The following is an 18,454-nucleotide window of genomic DNA, read 5'->3' on the forward strand; positions in this document are numbered from 1 at the left end:
GGCTAAAGCCCAGTTCCCCGTCATCTTTGGCGAACGCTTCATCAAAGCCATGGCGGCATAATGTTCAACCGCCCACCCGCACACGGAATTCCTGACAGTCCCCGACTAGGTGCACATCCTCCAGGCGGAGCAACGACATCCTGCGCGAACAGCAGGAGTATGGGCGCAGTGCGACCACCGTGATGAGCGCGTACGTCGCGTCGCTGATAAGTACATACCTAATCAACATTGACTCCAGCCTCGCTAAGATCGGCCTGCAGGCCCCCTCATGATCATGCAGTCATCCGCGGCCGGCGTTCTGCGCACGCTCGCGTCTCAGAGTCTCTTTCGCTGCACAATGTGATCACGTTTCACAGGGGAGGAACCAAGGCGAAGGCATCTCTGATTGAGAACGGACGCGTATCCTATGATCGTGAAATGAGGTAAGTTCATCGCTCGAGCAGCAGCCGCCTGCGGAGGGGAAGTGGAGAACTGGTCCGTATACAGAATATCGACATCGCCGAAGTTGTCACCGGTGGCGGCAGTCTGGCCTGGATTGATCAGGGTACGGGGCTCCAAGGGGTCCACGAAGGGCAGGGTCCAACCCCGCCCGGCATGTTATAGTTGCGGCTATGTTGACCCGACCATCACTGACGCAAGCGTTGTGTTGGGTTTCATCCCTCCATGGCCGATAGCTGATGGGGGTCTCAGCGTCTCGGCCGAATTGGCCGCCAAAGCAATGGAAGGGAGCGCGAGTCGCCTCAGCATATCGCGACAGGAAGTCGCCCGGCGGAATTCTGATCCGCGCAGTCCGGCTGGCTAGCACCGGTTAGTGGCCTGAAGTTTCACAGTCGCTTCGGCATGTTCGCAGGGCCGACCGTGTTGCCGATTCGGAGGAGCAGTGGCACAAATACTTGTTCCGGTGCTCAGTCGGTCCTCGATCTCAGAATGTGCTCACTACCGGTCCTCTGCTCATCGACGAATACGGCGCCCCAGTGGTGGTGCCTCCGGGCGGTCGGTCAGGCGTGAGGCGTCAGAAGCCCTCGTGTTGAGCCGTGATGAAGTCGCAGGCTGAAGCTGCGGCAGCTGTGCTGCCACTGGGACTTGGGTATTCGTCCGCACGGGCCGCCTAGGGGCTAGCAAATCGAGATTTGAAAAGGGACCGCAACTTGAAAGCACTCCACTCGAGAGGTCAGCACGTAGTCGCCAAATGCGCTTGGGACGATTGCGGATGAGATGGCGACAACGATCTTTCGTAGAGCGCACTCAGCGCTTGTTCGGGACGCCCCACCATCACCGTTCGAAGCCGCCGGTTCCCGGCCTTTCCGATCCCTTGCTCGCGTTCCACTCCACCACTGTTGTAAGGCGTCGCAGTAAGACCTGCATAAGTGTCTGACCAGAATGATCGCCAGGTTTTCAGGCCCTTGCGAGCCTTCGGGTGAGCATGCGGATGTTTGCTATGAAAGATCCAGGCCTGAGCGGATTCGATGGATCGCTCGAAGTCCTTTGCAAGCCTTCGGCATCTGCCCAGCCATGCGAAGGTTCGCTCCACGACCCAGCGGCGGGGCAGGACCTCGAAGCCCTTAGCGTTGTCCGTCCGCTTGACGATCTCTATCGTGAACCTGCCGACCTTTTGCAGGGCGCCCCGCAGTTTCGGTCCGGCATAGCCTCCATCCGCGAAGACATGGCGCAGCCACGGCCAGCGGTTGAGGATAGATTTCAGGACGGCAGGCGCGCCGTCGCGATCCTGAATGTCGGCGGCGTGAATGACGACGCCGACCAGCAGGCCCAGCGTGTCGACGACGATGTGCCGCTTGCGACCCTTGACCTTCTTGCCCGCATCGAAGCCACGTATTCCGCCGCTTTCGGTGGTTTTCACGCTCTGGCTGTCGATGACGCCGGCGGACGGGCTCGCCTGCCGGCCTTCCCGTTCGCGTGCCGCCATGACGAGTTCATTGTTGATGGCGCGCAGCAATCCTTCGTCCCGCCAGCGCCAGAAGTATTTCTGCACCGTCGAGAATGGCGGGAAGTCCTTCGGCAACAGCCGCCATGCTCCGCCCGACGAAGCCATGTAAAGCATGGCGTTCACGACCTCGCGCAGGTCCGTTTTCCGAGGTCGGCCAATGCGGTTCGGTGCCGCATCAGCGGCTCGATCAGCGTCCACTCCGCGTCCGTCAGGTCGCTTGCGTAGCGCGGGCAGCGCCGTTCATAGTGGGGGCGAGTGGTTTCGGTCCAGGGCATCATGATCTCCGTCGAATCTCAGCAATCCGACAGAATCACAACCCGCTGAAATCACTCACGTCTTTTTGGAGCAGACACTAAGATCCGAGCGCTTTGGCATTAGCGAAGCGACGGACGAAGGCCTCGCGGACCAATATTGTGGCACTCTGCTACCGCGCAGACTGCAGAGCTGCTGGATCATCCGACTGGCATCATCCGAAGCGGGCACCTCCGCTACCGCATCGCGGTCGTGTTCCAGCGTGGCGATCTGATCGAGAACGAGCTCCAGCCGGCTCAGCAACCGTTCGATATTGGCGAGGGCGTGAGGTGGCATTGGGTCACCCAGAGCGGTACGAAGGTCGGCCAGACGCCGCCGGCGGTTTTTCAGGAGCGGGTTGTAGTCCTCGACGCCGAGCGTCGCGAGGACAGCACCGATCCGGTTGGCAAGGCTGACGCGTTCGGACACGAGCTCTGTTCGTTCGCGGACAGAGCGCCGTGCATCCTCATCGGCTTCGTCAGGGATCGGTACCATGGAGCAGACGCGCGGTTCGCCGCGAAGCCACGCCAGCAGTGTACGCAGGAGTAACTCGGCGTCGATCCCGTCCGACTTTGCGCGACGCATGCGACGATCGACGGGCACGCTGGAAGGCTGGATGACATGGACCTCCACGCCTTGGCAATCAGCCATCTGGCAAGCCAGAACCCGGACCATCCAGCTTCGTAGGTCGCAACCACCCGATCTACCTTGTGGCCGGCAGCAGCAGCACGAGCACGATAGCCATCGATTGCGGACTGAAGAGCAAGCTTATCTGGCTCAATGGCACGCTTCGCCTTGGTCTGCGGCAGGCCGGGCACCTGGGCCGCCAAAACCCAGCTTTTGTTGCTTAGTTCGATTGCCAGTACGAGCGTACGATTGTATTGGACAACTTCTGCGCCGTTGAATGATTGCAACATGATCAGGCCTCCAGAGTTTGAGATGGCGCAGTCTAATCTGCCTGCGCCGCAAATCATGGGATCTGTGGTTCGTGCCGTCGAGAATGTTTTCCCGCGCCACCATCAGCTGCAGGGCGTGACACATGCGCCAGGCCGTCGGTTGGCTCACGCCAAGGATCTCGGGGAGCCGGAACGAGGACAAGCGCTTGTCCGACTGAAGCATCAGCCAGGGTGCCGCCAGCGCTGCAACTGCCGACTGTCTTTCGCGCCGCTACGGGACGTCAGATGCGCCGAACCCTCGATGGCGGCGTCACCATCAAATCGGCCGTAGCTGTCTTTGGTTGATAAAGGCCCGATACACTAAGGCCGAATGGAGCATGACGTCATGCGGCGTGGCGTAACCAAGCCGGAAGTCTGAGCGACCGGAAGGCCTTCAGGTATCTGATGTTCTGCATCCCAAGTGTAGATGCCGGTCAGATTGATGTGTTCCCAGCTCAGCGGCGAAACGTGCTTGAGCAGATGATCCGGAATCTCGCGATGCATTTTGCGCGAGATTCGTGAGCGCGGCCATGACGGCGCCTACACTGCCGTGAAGCGCTTCGTGGCCGCGATCGGACCGCAAAGAGCAAGTGCGTCCCTTCGAGGTGTGGTTCGGACCCCGGCCGGATTTCAAGCACAGGTCGACTTTGCGCGGTCACCGAGTTCATCGAACGCGCCGGGCGTGATGCGCCTTGTCTGGCTGTTCTCGCTTGTGCCTGACCACTCGCGTTGCATCTTCGCCCGCTACGTCATGCACCAGGACCTGCAGAGGCTGCTGCGCTGTCATATGCAGGCTTTCTACGCCATTGGAGGAGTGCCGATCGAGATCCTCTACGGCAGGATGAAGACGGCGATTACCGGCGAAAAACGAAGGCCACATCACCTACAATCGCTCGCTGGCTAAGCACCTTGGCTTCCAGCCCTCTTTCCAGCCATCTCTTGACAAAACCGCATCATGGCGGGCCGAACTGAAGTTCATCGAGCGGGCGGAGGCAGTTCATCTTCTTGCCCGCCCGGCACCGGCAAGAGCCATCGGCAACCGCGCTCGCCGTCGAAGCCGTCAAAGCCGCAAAAGAGCATCCAACTTCTCCACGCTCGCCGACAATAACGCCAAGCTCGCCAAGGCCGAGCGCGAGGGACAGCTGCACAAGCGTATCCGCGATCTATGCGCGCCTTGCACCATGCGATCGCTGGAGCCGATGCCCGCCCGCGTCGCTCAAGCATTTAGCAGCGCACCAACTATGCAGTTGGTCATCAGGATTATCAAATTGCTACGTCTGGCTACGCACTATCTAAAATAAGTAAATTGTCGATTTTTACGGCAGTTTCTGGAGTTATCTCCATTAACATTCGGTCACTTACATGTGAAAATCCAATCTTCATATTTTTTCGACGCGAACGGGTGTTTTCTGGACGAATCCATCCGGTCACTTTCTTAACCTTCAATCGCTCGAACGCAAACTGGACTACTGCCCTGCCGGCTTCGACGGCGATCCCCTTCCCCGAGGCCGCAAGGTGGAGGCAAGTTACGATATCTACATCATTCGAGACGTGGGACAGATTCGGCCCGCTGCAAATCAATCCGCAATAGCCAGCGAATTTTCTAGCTTGGCCTTTATCCTTGACGAATACCATCCATAAGCCGAAACGATTCAGCTGCCAATGATTGATAAAGTGAAGCAGTGCAGCTTTCGACTGCTCTATCGTCGGATAGACTCCATCCCCGATGGCGTTCACCACGAACGGATCGCTATGAAGTCCATGTAAAAGAAGCTCGTCGCTATGCGACGGCGGTCTTAAGATAAGACGCGACGTTTCTAGGATGTGCATGAGAGCTCCAGTTGTCTGGCTTGCGTCCCAATCGGAACCTGTGCGCCGCGAATGTCGGCCATGGCCGTTGGACTTACCCGCCCCGCCGGCATCGTCAGCACCGCCCGATTTGCAACAGTTTGTCCGAGCGTTCGTGTTGTCGGGTGTGATGCCCGCGGATTCCGGCTCCGTGTGGAGATCGGCACTTATGGCGGCGACATGTGGCGCGTGGCTCGCACCGAGAACCCGCCCGCCTCGACGACCCCGGCGTGGTCAGCGAGATGCTTTCGCAGCCTACCCTCATTGCAATTGGGGCCAGGTAGCCGCCTCGTTCGTGATGAGGCGCCCTTCGACCGGCTTGGCGACCTGCGAGGGCGCGGTCATGAATGCGGCGACAGCATTTTTCGGTGGGTTTGATCATAGGAAGATATACGCTTGCTGCGTTCGGGAGATCCCCTGCATCGAATGTGCCAGAGCAAAACATCAGCAATGCAACGGGCACAGGTTTGCGATCCTGTCGGGTATCCGACATTGAGGCCGAAACCTTGCACCAGCGCCGATTTGGCCGTGCTTTTCTGCTTGCTAGCGTTGCAGGCGCACACAGTGTTTCCAAGATGGTCGTCGGCCTCGGCCCAAGCGTCGACCCGTCGAAAAGCAATTCCGTTGCACAGAGGTCTTCTGCCTCGTGTACAGCAGCATGGCTTTGTGGCTATAGATTGGCTCGACAGCGCTGCAATGCGGCTGGCTGCAGTGCGGACAGGTTCGCGTCTTCCCCAAGGAGACGCCGGCAAAATAGGCGCGTGCGGCAGGCGCGAAGTCAGGTCGCCGACCGTCGTCGATCCCTTGGCCATCCCACCTTGCAGATATCGTCGATTGACTGTTCCAGCCGTCGTGCCGACGGTTTCACGAACACCTTCGATGCCCTGCGCAGATCGAAAGCGCATCGGGCGCAGAAGTGCTGCGGCATCAGTTCGATCTGGTCGAAGAAGGCAATCCCGCTTGGACCGGTGGGACATCGATCACGCAGACCGGGACCATGTGCAAAGCACGAGATCCGCGTCGCCCGCCGCCAGGGACGGCGAAAGTACGAGCGTCGTTGTCGGCGAGGCAAGTAGGGCAGTACTGCATCCAGGTCGAACGGGTCCGCCCGGCTTTGTCTCACAACGCCAGCAGGAGCGGAGTCGCCTTCCATCGTCATCGCCGACAACGCTTCTGTTGAGCAGAGTCGCACACTCTGCGGTAACGTATGGTCGATCATGGCACGTCGGTGCGCCCCGATCACCTTCGCCTTTGGCGTATTCGAATGGCTCGAGAGTTTGGTGATATTGACGCGGCGAACGTCGATAGCGATGGAGCTGCACGCCGCCCAGTGAGGCCCGACCTCTTACATGACTAATCTAATCTAATTCGACTTGGGCAAAAAATTAAGTTGCTTACCCAACGCTGTCTTCAGAACCGGAAGGCGTATCGGCGTGCATGCGACACAAATGTCGGGGATCCGACGTAAGAGCACAACCGACATTTTATCAGCAGGGCTATCATGTTGTTGTAAGCGGATTTTTCGTTTGGCACAGCACATGCTTGGCTGACTGCAACGGTGCCAAGAAGCGTGGCGATGTCAATTGGGGGTAAAGATGGATTTAGGGCTTGACGGCAAGGTGGCAATGGTCGCGGCCGCCTCAAGCGGCTTAGGTTTGGCCACAGCTGAGGAGTTAGCCAACGAAGGCTGCCGCCTGTCCATCTGTGGGCGGGATCCGGCGCGGCTAGAAAGAGCAGTGGACTGGTTGCGCAGCAAAGGCGCCGAAGTACTGGCACGCGCGACCGATGTAACTGACTGCGCTGATGCAGCAGCTTGGGTTGCCGAAACAGCAGAGCATTTTCGATGTGTCGACATCTTGGTAACGAATTGCGGCGGCGTTTCTGCCGGGCCACCCTCGGCCATGACGCCTAAGGATTTCGACGATGCGTTTGACCGAGTGCTTTTACCTTCGATAAATCTAGTTACGGCCGCCTTGCCGCATCTGCGGCGCTCGCCAGCGGGGCGAATATTGATGCTCGCTTCCGAGGCTATTGTACGGACCCCAGTACATTTCGCGCTGTCGGGTGTCGCACGAGCAGGGCTAGTGCCTTACTGCCACACGCTCGTACAAGAATTGTCGGGTGAGAATATCACCGTAAACGTGCTGGCTCCTGGAGCACACAGCACCGCGATCCACGAAGCCAATCGCCTCGGAGACCACGCCGAAGCCATCCGTGCGCTTGAGGATAGGACCCCGGCCCGGCGCCTTGGCGATCCCTCGGAATTCGCGGCAGTTGCTGCATTCTTGGCCAGCGCTCGCGCGGCCTATGTCAGCGGCGCCCTGATCGTCATCGATGGTGGGCTGAGTGCAACCGTCTGAACAAATCATCGCACTACGAGCCATCGCATGAACGAAGCCAACGCAGTCATCGATCTCGGCCGTTCAATCGCACATGCGTGTATTCATAGCTGGATTGGGTAATCTTTATGTCAGATACCGCTCATAATTATGCGACTGGTGCAGAAGGATACCAAGAGCTCTTCGGAGTTGATGGCAAGGTGGTCTGCATTTCAGGCTCGAGTCGCGGTCTAGGGAAGTCGCTCGCCGCCTGCTTTGGACGATTGGGCGCGAAGATAGTCCTTTCCTCGCACAATGTTGAAGAGCTGACCGAAGCAGAGGCCGAACTTGCGGGCCAAGGAATCGACGTGACGGCTATCCGCGCCGATGTGCGGTCGCACGACGATTGCAAGGCACTGATCAGTGGCACGGTCGACCGGTTCGGGCAGATCGATGTGATGGTCTGCAACGCAGGTACCGACATCATTAAGCCAGCGCATTCATTTGAAGAGCGGGAATGGGGCGAAATCGTCGATACCAATCTGCGGGGCTATTATTATTGTGCGAAGTTTGCCGCCCAGGCAATGCTGGAACAAGGCGGCGGCAGCATCATCATGACTTCTTCGGTCGCCAGTTCGCTCGGCATACCGGGCCTGGCTGTCTATGCTGCGAGTAAGGGAGGCGTCAATCAACTAACGCGCACCATGGCGGTAGAATGGGCCGATAAGGGTATTCGTGTGAACGCCGTCGCACCTGGGTTCATCAACAACTTCATGGATGGAGTGCACCCTAATCTCGATACCCCTTATCAGCGCCGCGCAATGGAACTCACTCCGATGCGACGCCGCGGCGATCTGTCCGAGTATTTTGGGCCTTACATTTTCCTCGCGAGCCCAGCAGCATCGTTCGTAACAGGCGAGATTCTTTATGTCGACGGGGGCTATGCCGCGAGCTGATGCAGCATGCTTCGATGTTGTGGCGGTATTTTGAAGAGGCTGGGCAATGTTAAACACAATACCAGATGAAGTGAACTTCCTAGACTGCACCTTGCGCGACGGTGGCTATTACACGGGTTGGGATTTCGCGCCGGAACTGGTGTCGGACTATGTCGCTACCATCAACACTCTCCCGGTGCGCATGGTCGAGCTGGGGCTCGCCGGAAAGCCTGAGAGCCACGGATATTTCGCCAGTGTGACGAGCTCTAAGGCCGAACAGGTGGCTGCCGGTCTCCTAGTCAAGGCATGCGTGATGATCGATGCCAAGGACGTGCTTGCGAGCGAACTGCCTATACCTCTTGCCGTGACCCGCCTGACAGAAGGACTAGTGCCAGGACATATCACGACCGTCCGCGTGGCGACGCATTACAGCAACTTGGCTGCCTGCAGGAACATTTTCGCTGAGTTGTCTCACAGGAGTTTTTGCGTGTTTGTGAATCTCATGCAGATCGACGCAGCAAATGCCGCAGAAGTTGAGATGTGCCTGAAGGAGGTAAAGCAGGTCGACAGCATAGATGTGCTTTATATTGCCGATTCCTTTGGCTCTATGAAGCCGACCCGCGTTCAGGAATTAATCAGCCGGTTTGCCAACCGAATTGAGCCTGACATTGGATTCCATGGCCATGACAACCGCGGATATGCTCTGGTCAATTCAGTGGCCGCCGCTATGGCGGGAGCGACCTGGATTGACTGCACCATGGGGGGCATGGGCCGCGGCGCAGGAAATACCGCGAGTGAGCAGCTCCTGCCGCTACTCACTCACCTCGAAACATCCACGGAACGGGGACTCATCGAGCACGTCTTGCGTCACTTCGATCCGCTTCGCAAACGGTATGGCTGGGGCAGCAGCGCGGCATATCAATTCGCAGGCTCAAACTTCATCCATCCGTCCTATGTTCAAAAGCTTTGTGAAGGCGGGGCTTTGTCTGAGGCCGCGATCATCAGCCGCCTCTCGGAACTTCGCGCCGATGAACGGATGAGTTTTGCCGATGAAAAGCTGTCGGCTCTATTGGCGCAGGACATCGCCTGATCGCAGATATCTCTGTCGAGGTGCCTCTTTTCCCGACTTGGAGGAAGCCATGACCCTGCCAAACGCGGTAGCAAAACCATCGGCCCCCCCGTCCGATCCACGGTTTTCATCAGGTCCTTGCCGCAAACATCCCGGCTGGAGCGTGCACCCAACTATGCTGCGCTATGTTGGACGGAGTCACCGGAGCTCCGAGGGAGCAGAAAGGCTAGGAGAAGTAATCAGGCGCATGGCCTCTTTGCTAGAGCTGCCCGATAGCTGGCTCTGCGGAATCGTGCCCGGTTCAGGCACTGGGGCCTGCAGCATGGCCTTACAAAATCTGCTTGGCCCGTTTCCAGTCGAGACATTCTTGTCAGACAACTTCTCGCAGTATTGGGCAAATGAGATCGATACGTTAGCGCTTGCCCCGCAAAGCCGTCACATGTGTGCTTTCGGAGATTTTCCGAGCACGAGCGGGATCGACCCCACTCACGACATCGTTCTAGTGCTAAACGGCACCAACAGCGGCGTCTGTCCACCGGATCTTGACTGGATTCTTCCTGACCGTGCCGGGCTTGTGATCGCAGATGCCGTCTCGGCAGCTTTTACGAGTCCCATCGACTACGATCGGATCGATGTTCTGTGCTGGTCATGGCAGAAGGCGCTTGGGGGCGAAGGCGGCCATGGCATGATCGCACTCTCGCCTCGGGCCCAGGCACGGTTGAAAGCCAGCGGACGTAAGCCCGTAGCCAGGCTCATGAGACTGCACAACGCCGACGGATCTGTAAACAAGGCATTCTTTGGCGGCCGCACGATCTCAACCCCCAGCATGTTCGCCGTCGAGGATATCCATTCCGCGCTCGACTGGGCAGAAGCGTGCGGTGGACTACCAGCACTTCTGAAAAGGGTTGCCAATAATTATGCTGTGATGGACGACTGGGTGAACTCTACTCCCTGGATCGATTGGACTTGCACCAATCCGGCAGCACGCTCCACCTGTTCGATTACTCTTCGGCTTGTGCGAGAGCAGCACGCTGCCGGCGAGAAAGAGGACGACGGCAAAATCGTTGCGGAGATGATCCGTCTACTCGAAGCCGAAGGCGCGGCTTTTGACATCTGGAGCTACGGTGACGCGCCGCCCGGATTTCGGATATGGGCGGGGCCTACGGTCGAGGCAGAAGACTTGGCGATCTTATGCGAGTGGCTGGCCTGGGCGTATAGCGAGACGTGCGCGGCCAGCATACCACCCGAAGCGAGGGTCGTGCGTCACGGCTACTTTCCGCCCTCTAAGGCGCGCGCGGTTCAGCCAAGGTCGGAATCGGCTTGTCCTCAAACCGCGGTCCTCGAAAGCCCACCTCCCCAGACACTGGCAGATTGCTATGACGCGATACTTTTCGACGCGACCGGGGTCCTGGTCAGCGAAAATGAAGCCCTGCCTGGCGCTGCTGATATCTTGGCCCGACTTAATACGTCCGGTCAGCCATACTACATCGTGACGAATATCAGCAGTGGGTCGGAGCAAACGATATTAGCGCGTCTCCGCGGCGCGGGACTTCCGATTCCGGCAGTCGACCGTATCGTCTTCGCGGGAGGTGTTGCGCGGCATCGCGTACTCGAAGAGCTGGCGTCCGGGCGGCTAGTTTCCTATGTGGGCAGTGCACACGCTGCGCTTGAGATCTTGGGTAAGCATCCAAATCTTCATTGCGCTGATACGGCCGCGACATTCGACACACTCGTAGTGCTCGATGATGAAGGTTTCGATTTTAAACGGGCTGCCGATAACATCCTGTCGACCTTTCAACGCAGACTGATCGAGACGGGTGAAATGCCCCGTATTATAGCGGCAAACGCGGACATCATTTATCCTGGCAAAAACGGCACACTCGTCTTTGGACCAGGCATAATAGGACCAATGCTTAAAGCTGGACTAGCGCCTTTCGGAGCCCCTCCAATCTCAGTAGAGAATATGGGCAAGCCAGGAAGAGCGATTTTCGAAGAGTGCATCACTCGGGCTGGTAGCGACCGTCTCTTGATGGTCGGCGATCAGGTTGATACCGATATCAAGGGCGCAAAGGCTGCAGGGCTCGACGCACTTCTGGTAACGACTGGCCTCAACAGCTGCGGCGAGTTGCGTCAAGACGAAAGCGGCGCTGCCGATTTTGTCGCGAAGAACCTTAATCAAATTTTCGACGGCAGTTTGTTTCCACACCTTCGGTCGACGACGCATTCCAATAAAACAGACTAGGTTTGGGCGGCTTGGAGCGAGAATCGCGGAGCGGATAAGACGGCACCGGTTGAACGCGGCAGCATGGTTGGCGCCGACGAAAGACGATGTCTGGCACCTCGATGAAGTCGTCGGCACGCACGCAGTCGGTGGCTGTGTGCAGGTCGGAAGAAGAACTTAAGGAATCGAGGAGGCCGAACGATCCTTCCGCGTGGAAGACGTGAGTGCACGGCCTGCCTGAAAAGCGCGGTGTCGGCCTCATGCGGCCACATTTCAAACAACGTGACAACGCCATTCCGAGCTCCGCCACAATATCCTCAACATCTCTTTGCCGCGCACCTACACTGAGGGGTTAACTGCCGGCTTCGGCAGGGCCCTGCGGCCTCGGACAACATGAATCGGTTGAGGCCAGCGACCGACACTTACTGTCGGGTTTGTCGAGTCCGAGACACGGTCGTGTTCCACGTGGCTTCGTTGCGCTGTCATATTTGAACATTCAAGCCATTGAGCAACAGGCGTAAAACTCTTTCAAAGGATATTTCTTCGCAGTTGGCACGACTCTTGAAACTCCCTAAAGCGACAGGTTTGGCGACGGCCTTATCATAGGGGACAGTGCTCCCTTCAATTCATCCGCACCTTGATGGAGAAATATGCGTTGCATGACGTGTTCATGGATTATGGCTTCCGCCCGGTGCAGCACTGGACCGATTCTAACATGCAATATGCGGTATGCCTGTTTCAACTGTCGGATGGGCCGGACGAAGTTTAGCTCAGAGTTACTGTCGCTCCTCACCAGAAATGGCGACGAACGGCGCGCTAATTCTTACTCACGATGGCCATTACATTCTTAGCTTGGGAGTCATATTATGTCTGGGAACCGCGACTTTGGGATCGATGTCATTCACGCCCAACCGGGTACATATGGTTGTGGCATGGGTTTGGGGATCATGCTGTTCGATGAGGTATACCCTGGTTTTCCCGGCTCCGTACGGAACGCAAGTGCGTATCAATTCCCCGTCCAATACGACGTAGTCGAAGGTGTCGACTTCGATCGGCTCGGAATTCAGTCGGATAAATCCACTTGCCTAGAACCCATACTGCAGGCCGCGCGTCGACTCGAACGTATGGGGTGTCGAGCCATCGCTGCTGAGTGCGCTCACTTTGCGTATTTCCAAAAAGAGGTGGCGGCCGAAGTATCGGTTCCTGTATTTATGTCGAGCCTTTTGCAGGTACCTCTCGCGCAGCGGCTGACCGGAAGCACGGGACGCGTTGGGATTGTGTGTGCCTTCCCTCGGCGGCTGACAGAGCACCATCTCGTCAGCGCCGGAATCGATCCGGCGTCAAACCTTGCGTTCATGGGAGTATCCGAGGACTATTCGTGCCCGGAATTCGAGAATTTGTGGAGCGCAGACAAGTGGTCTTCGGTTCCCAGGGCCAGTTTCGAACGCGCCGAAGCCGAGTTCGTTAGTGCGTGTAAGGACTTTGTCTCCAAGAACGCCGACCTGTGCGCATTGATTTTCGTTTGCACAGGACTTCAGCCGTTCGCGCGCTGTGTGCAGCGCGAAGTGAGGTTGCCTATTTTCTCCTGGAGTACGCTGCTCGACTACGCCTTTTCAGTTGTCGTTCATCGCGAGCACTATGGCCACGTCTGAAACGACACGGCCCGCTCCTATTTCCGTCATGTCATTCAATCCTTCTCTCGGGAAAAATTCCATCATGCGCTACAACCAGCTTGGCAGTACCGGCATGTTCGTCTCCGAACTCTGCCTCGGCACACTGACCTTCGGCGCCGCCGGGGAGAACGCTGAATGGGACGGGATCGCCAGCCTCGACCAGAAAGGCGTCAACGAGATCGTCGCGCGCTCACTGGCCGCCGGCGTCAATTTCTTCGACACCGCTGACGTTTACTCGTACGGTGAGTCCGAGCGGCTGCTCGGCCAGTCGCTGAGGGATCTCGGCGTCGACAGGCAAAAAATGGTCATCGCCACCAAGGTCCACGGGGCGATGGGCGAGGGCCCGAACCAGCGTGGCTCGTCGCGCGGTCACATCATGGATTCGGTCGATGCCAGCCTCGAACGTCTGCAAGTCGACCATATCGATCTCTACCAGCTGCATGGCAACGACACGGTGACGCCGATTGACGAGACGCTGCGGGCGCTCGATGACCTCGTTGCCAGTGGCAAGGTTCGCTACGTCGGCCTTTCCAATTGGGCAGCGTGGCGCATCGCCAAGGCGCTTGGCATTGCCGAACGCAAGGGCTTTGCCCGCTTCGAGACAGTCCAATCCTACTACTCGATCGCCGGGCGCGACCTCGAGCGCGAGATCGTGCCGCTCATCCTCGAGGAAAAGCTCGGCCTGATGGTCTGGTCACCGATGGCGGGCGGACTGCTCTCGGGAAAATACGGTCCGGGCACTGGCAAAGGTCGCCGCACCAGCTTCAACTTCCCGCCGGTCAACGAGGACCGCGCCTGGGCGGCGGTCGCCGTGATGCGCGAGATCGCCGCCAAGCACGACGTCAGCGTCGCCACGGTGGCGCTCGGCTATGTGCTGGCCAAGCCTTTCGTGATGAGCGTCATCATCGGCGCCAGCCGCATGGACCAGCTCGAACAGAACCTCGCGGCCACCGGATTGAAGCTCGACGCCGACGATCTCGCCAGGCTGGATGAGGTCAGCGCGCTGCCTTCCGAGTATCCCGGCTGGATGCTTGAGCGGCAAGGTGCCGGCCGGCGTCCGGCGCCTTTCGTGCAGAAGCCGTAATCGCTCAAATCTACGGGCTTCTCCTGGGCCGCGTGTCCCTTAGTAGACGCGCGGCTTACCCTTACAGACGCACGGTCTGGCGAGGAGATCCAGGAATGCCCTGACGCACGCCTGCAGGTGCTTGCCATGGCCGACATAGACGGCATGCGTCATTTCCTCGTCGCCGGGATTGAATTCTTCCAGCAGCGGCACAAGCCGCCCAGCGACAATGTCGGGCTCGACATGCCAGCGCGCCAGCCGCGCGATGCCTGCTCCTGCCAAAGCCGTCAGCCCCATCGCCTCGCCGTTGCTGACCGTCGCGTTGCCGGCGATTGGGACGATCATCGGTGGGTTTTGTTGCAACGGCTGAATGGGAGCGTAGAGAGAGTCTGACACGAGGCCAATCACGCGGCAAAGATTTGGAACTGCTCGGCCAGGCCAACGCCGCGCCGTAATTGCTTGCGGGTCAATTCCGCAAACCAGCGTCGACTTGGTTGATCCATGAAAGCCGAGGCTGGTGTGAAGTGCACGTGGTAGCGTGGCCGCCGCATCAGCCAGTTCTTGATCGATCCAGTTTTGAAGGCTAGCAAGAAATATTTTACATAACATTTACTATACATAACATCGCTCCCGTGGCAGGCTCACTTCATTAGCTGGAACATGATGACGGAAAAGTAGGTGCAATGTATTGTCGAAGTTTAAGCTTGATCAACGCCGAGCTTACAGGATGAGCCGGGAATGTTGGGCGGCTTGCTCGCAGGCTCTCCCTGAAGCGAGGGCTGGTTGGTTGCGGACCTTGATGAAGGCGTCGGATATGAGGGGCTCAATCACCTCTCTCGTAGGCCTGCGAGGCCGACTTCGTGAGTGGCAAATGGCCAATCCGAATGATGTGGCGTCTTGCAGCTGAAAAGGTTGTAGCACACTCCAGTAGAGTGACATTTTGGTCTGCAACGCCGGCTGCTCCTCGATCCATCCACGTGCACACTTCGCGCCCTTCACCATATGCGCCGCGCATCTTGCGCCATTGAAGCGACATCCGCGGTTCGTCTAGTCTAAATAGGAGGTGGTATCATGCCAACTAGGATAGTTCAGGTTGGGCTTGGTCAATGGGGTGCAGACTGGGCTGAGACGGTCGTACCTCAGGTGCCCGAAGTCGAGGCGGTAGGTTGGGCCGACCCGAATCCCGAGGCGCTGAAGCGAGTGGAGCTGCGGCTGGGGGCTCGCCCGGACCGGTGCTTCCCAACTTTGGAGGCAGCACTCTCGAATGTCGATGCCGACGCTGTCTTGGTTACGGCGGACGTCCGGGCCCATGCTTCTCTCGTTGAACTTGCTCTGGAGGCCGGGAAGCACGTATTGGTGGAGAAGCCGTTTGTGTCTACGACCGTAGAGGCGGAGCGCCTCGCTGATTTGGCGGACCGTTACCACCTAAGACTTATGGTCAGCCAGAACTTCCGCTTCTTTCCTGCAGCCATCAGTGCTGCCCGGCTTGTCAGAGAGCAAGTACTCGGACCGGTAGGCGCAGTCCACATCGAATTCCGGCGGTTCCTGAACTGTACGCCGGCCGATGAACCTTTTTACGCCTTACGACAGCCCCTTCTTGAGGATCTTGGTATCCACCACTTTGACCTGATGCGTATGGTGCTCGGGCAGGAACCCCGGCAGGTATATTGTACCGCTTGGCAGCCGCAAGGGAGTTCGTACAGAGAGCCGCCCGCTGCGGCTGCGACGATCATCTTCGATCGAGGCACCGTCGTCACCTATCGCGGCAATTGGCTTAGTGGTGGAGTGGAGACGCCGTATGGCGGCGAGTGGCATTTGGAATGCGCCGAGGGCGAGATCATCTGGACCTGCCGCGGTGATCGTGATGTCACATTGGACGGCGATCACGTCAGGATCCGAAAGCGCGGCCACCCCGTAGTGCCGATCGACCTTCCCGCGATGGCATCGTTCGGCCGTAGAGAAAGCTTGGCGACCTTTGCGCGCGCCGTCGAGATCGGCACGGTCGCATCGTTCGCCAGCCTGGGGCGTGACAATATTGGCAGTCTCGCTCTCATGCAGGCCGCGATCACGTCGGCGACGACGGGGCGAGTGATACCGGTCGAAACGATCAATGGCACGCCCGAAATCGACCGCCCAGACTAAGGCTGGAGCGCGCCCTGTAATCGATGAATCGTTGTGATGTGACGACGGCGTTCGCGGGTGATTCAAATCCCCTTTCATGAGGTGGATGATAGGAGGAGCACTTAGCGAAGATCTTTGGCCCGGGAGCTGAAGGCCTCGGACACTGGCATGTCGTCCGCGTGAGCGCGCCATCATCGCCGCACCGTCAACCTGCCCGTGCTGCGGTTCGGCCAAGCTGGCACAGCTTGGCGAGGACGCGCATTCTTGCCCAATATGAGGGGCGTGGCAGATTGAAAAGCCGACATTGTACCGTCAGGTTCTCCTGCCAACGATTTGACCGCCTTGGCCGGCCCAGTTTCTTGGCAGGCTCGAGGCCGAAGCAACGCGACGCCAACCCTATACAGGCCTGATCGCCGCGCCGGAGCGGCTCGTTGCAAAGACGCACACAAAGCTTTGAACGGCAACCGTTGCAACAAAACTCGAAACAAAATTCGCAGATTCTTAACACCGCGAAATCGTTGACGATGCTAGCCTCCGGGCAAGGTCTGAGGTCAAGCGTGGCTACACAGATGCCGACAATCGTTCAGACGTTCAGACCGCCGCGCGGCACGCACAGAAGGGGTTCACAGCCAATGGCAAGAGCGCTGATTCTACTTGGAGGCTCGATAATGGGCTCGGATTTACTCTACGTCCAGGCTGCTCAGCGTCTTGGCCTTCAGCCAATTACCCTTTCGGCTGATCCAACTCGGTATGACTATTTCGCGGCGAAAGGGGTTGAAACAATCCGTGTTGATACAGACGATCTGGATGCGCTGATCCGCGAATGTTCCCGGCTCCGAGCGACCTATGACATCGCTGGCATCACAGGTGCTGAGGATTCGTTCTATGCGACAGCCAGCAAGCTCTGTCGGCACTTCGATCTACCTGGACCGAACCCGGAAGCTATTGAACAATGCTGCGATAAGTACACTCAGCGTCAACTTCTCGCGGCCTCAGGCGTTCCGATACCTGCTTATCGCTTGGCGGCCAATGCTGCGGACGTAGAGAATTCTGCCGCAGAGATCGGACTGCCAGTGATAGTTAAGCCTGCGGTGGGCAGCGGCAGCGTCGGGGTTCGATTGTGCCGCACTGCCGATGAGGTAATCGAACACACGAACTACCTGTTGGGCGGGCGGCACATCTGGCGGTCAGCGCCGAGGATACTGGTCGAAGAATTCGCACAAGGCCCCCTTTATTGCGCTGACATTATGGGAGATCAGATCATTGGGATTGGCACCGGTGACTTCGGCCCTCCACCGCATTTCGTCTATCGTGGGGGCGCCTACCCGGCACTGCTGACTGATGACGAGCATGAGCGTATCGTCGATGTTTCGCTGAGCTGTTTGCGCGCTCTCGGCCTTGGCTGGGGGCCAACCGGCATTGAATTCCGGTGGACGAAGCGTGGCCCAGTTGTCATTGAAGTCAATCCGCGCCTTCATGGCAGCCCAAATCCCCAACTGGTTCATCTGGCTTACGGTGTTGATCTCATCACGGCGCACATCAAGCTTGCCATGGGCGAGGAATGGAATTTGCGCAAAAGGCATTCGCAGACAGCGGCCGTGCGATACCTGGTTGCTGACCGCGATGGCTCGCTCGATTGGATCGGTGGCGACAGTCAGGCGGCTGCTGTATCAGGTGTCGCCGAGGTCAGATTTTACGTTCAACCCAAGGCGCCGATTGTCAGAAAAGGCGATTTTCGAGACTGTTTGGGACATGTCATCGCCGCTTCATCCAGTGTTCCTCGGACCGAGGCGATACTTCAGCGTGCCGTCGACTTGATTCATTGGTCCATCACGCCATCGAGGACCGATAGTCGAAAGTGACTCAAAAAGTATTTGGTTCCAACTCACATGCCGATGCTGGGATCAATAGGGCGTTAGACTGGTATCGTGCTCCTTTAATTGGCTGCGGAATCCAGAGCTGGGCTCGATTGTGGGACGCGGCGGCTTAGGCCACGATGATTCGGAAGACATAGATGACGGATGCATCAATTAAG

The 18,454-nt window shown here is 58.1% G+C and carries 11 protein-coding genes and 6 pseudogenes; 10 read left to right on the forward strand and 7 right to left on the reverse strand.

Features of this window, described 5'->3' with window-relative positions; all coding sequences use genetic code 11:
• Window positions 1–514 precede the first annotated feature (514 nt).
• Window positions 515–802 carry a hydantoinase/oxoprolinase family protein gene (locus tag NKH38_RS30900; RefSeq protein ID WP_352904771.1) on the forward strand — a complete coding sequence of 96 codons (288 nt, stop codon included), beginning with the start codon at window positions 515–517 and terminating at the stop codon, window positions 800–802.
• 369 nt (window positions 803–1,171) lie between these two features.
• On the opposite strand, the gene NKH38_RS30905 is transcribed toward NKH38_RS30900, so the two are convergent.
• From NKH38_RS30905 to NKH38_RS30920, 4 genes and pseudogenes are all read right to left on the reverse strand, one after another.
• Window positions 1,172–1,399: a transposase gene (locus tag NKH38_RS30905; RefSeq protein WP_352765284.1), complete on the reverse strand. Its 228-nt coding sequence runs from the start codon at window positions 1,397–1,399 to the stop codon at window positions 1,172–1,174.
• Window positions 1,396–2,220: pseudogene (locus NKH38_RS30910) on the reverse strand (IS5 family transposase). The gene NKH38_RS30905 and the pseudogene NKH38_RS30910 overlap by 4 nt, the downstream one beginning before the upstream one ends.
• A gap of 80 nt (window positions 2,221–2,300) precedes the next feature.
• A pseudogene (locus NKH38_RS30915) lies at window positions 2,301–3,153 on the reverse strand (IS110 family transposase); the annotation flags it as partial.
• A gap of 55 nt (window positions 3,154–3,208) precedes the next feature.
• Window positions 3,209–3,373 (reverse strand): annotated as a pseudogene (locus NKH38_RS30920) (IS1595 family transposase); the annotation flags it as partial.
• Window positions 3,374–3,673: 300 nt separating this feature from the next.
• Between NKH38_RS30920 and NKH38_RS33495 the strand changes: the two are divergent.
• Window positions 3,674–4,094 (forward strand): annotated as a pseudogene (locus tag NKH38_RS33495) (IS21 family transposase); the annotation flags it as partial.
• A 358-nt stretch (window positions 4,095–4,452) separates the two neighbouring features.
• On the opposite strand, the gene NKH38_RS30935 reads toward NKH38_RS33495, so the two are convergent.
• Window positions 4,453–5,001, reverse strand: coding sequence for a GNAT family N-acetyltransferase (locus NKH38_RS30935; RefSeq protein WP_352765280.1), 549 nt, complete (start codon window positions 4,999–5,001; stop codon window positions 4,453–4,455).
• Between the two features lie 1,613 nt (window positions 5,002–6,614).
• On the opposite strand from NKH38_RS30935, the gene NKH38_RS30940 reads away from it, so the two are divergent.
• The 6 genes from NKH38_RS30940 to NKH38_RS30965 all read left to right on the forward strand — a co-directional run bounded on the left by NKH38_RS30940 (window position 6,615) and on the right by NKH38_RS30965 (window position 14,319).
• Window positions 6,615–7,379: an SDR family oxidoreductase gene (locus tag NKH38_RS30940; protein WP_352765278.1), complete on the forward strand. Its 765-nt coding sequence runs from the start codon at window positions 6,615–6,617 to the stop codon at window positions 7,377–7,379.
• A 107-nt stretch (window positions 7,380–7,486) separates the two neighbouring features.
• Window positions 7,487–8,293 (forward strand): SDR family NAD(P)-dependent oxidoreductase, encoded by an 807-nt coding sequence (locus tag NKH38_RS30945; protein ID WP_352584689.1) that lies wholly within the window; start codon window positions 7,487–7,489, stop codon window positions 8,291–8,293.
• A gap of 46 nt (window positions 8,294–8,339) precedes the next feature.
• The gene (locus tag NKH38_RS30950) at window positions 8,340–9,362 is read left to right on the forward strand and encodes a hydroxymethylglutaryl-CoA lyase-like TIM-barrel protein (protein ID WP_352765275.1); all 1,023 of its coding nucleotides are present in this window, start codon (window positions 8,340–8,342) and stop codon (window positions 9,360–9,362) included.
• A 226-nt stretch (window positions 9,363–9,588) separates the two neighbouring features.
• Entirely contained in the window at window positions 9,589–11,583 is a 1,995-nt protein-coding gene (locus NKH38_RS30955; protein ID WP_352765273.1) for an HAD-IA family hydrolase, read from the forward strand.
• Between the two features lie 845 nt (window positions 11,584–12,428).
• Window positions 12,429–13,214 carry an aspartate/glutamate racemase family protein gene (locus NKH38_RS30960; protein ID WP_352584683.1) on the forward strand — a complete coding sequence of 262 codons (786 nt, stop codon included), beginning with the start codon at window positions 12,429–12,431 and terminating at the stop codon, window positions 13,212–13,214.
• 64 nt (window positions 13,215–13,278) lie between these two features.
• Window positions 13,279–14,319: an aldo/keto reductase gene (locus NKH38_RS30965; RefSeq protein ID WP_352765270.1), complete on the forward strand. Its 1,041-nt coding sequence runs from the start codon at window positions 13,279–13,281 to the stop codon at window positions 14,317–14,319.
• A 39-nt stretch (window positions 14,320–14,358) separates the two neighbouring features.
• Here the strand turns inward: NKH38_RS30965 and NKH38_RS30970 are convergent.
• Window positions 14,359–14,643: pseudogene (locus NKH38_RS30970) on the reverse strand (LysR substrate-binding domain-containing protein); the annotation flags it as partial.
• Between the two features lie 95 nt (window positions 14,644–14,738).
• Window positions 14,739–14,876, reverse strand: a pseudogene (locus NKH38_RS30975) (IS630 family transposase); the annotation flags it as partial.
• A 493-nt stretch (window positions 14,877–15,369) separates the two neighbouring features.
• Here NKH38_RS30975 and NKH38_RS30980 point away from each other — a divergent pair.
• Window positions 15,370–16,440, forward strand: a complete 1,071-nt coding sequence (locus tag NKH38_RS30980) for a Gfo/Idh/MocA family protein (RefSeq protein ID WP_352765268.1) — start codon at window positions 15,370–15,372, stop codon at window positions 16,438–16,440.
• A 611-nt stretch (window positions 16,441–17,051) separates the two neighbouring features.
• A complete protein-coding gene (locus tag NKH38_RS30985; RefSeq protein ID WP_352765266.1) occupies window positions 17,052–18,281 on the forward strand; it encodes an ATP-grasp domain-containing protein in 1,230 nt (409 codons plus the stop codon).
• The last annotated feature ends 173 nt before the right edge of the window (window positions 18,282–18,454 follow it).

It is taken from the genome of Mesorhizobium sp. M1078 (assembly GCF_040318615.1).
Lineage (GTDB): Bacteria > Pseudomonadota > Alphaproteobacteria > Rhizobiales > Rhizobiaceae > Mesorhizobium.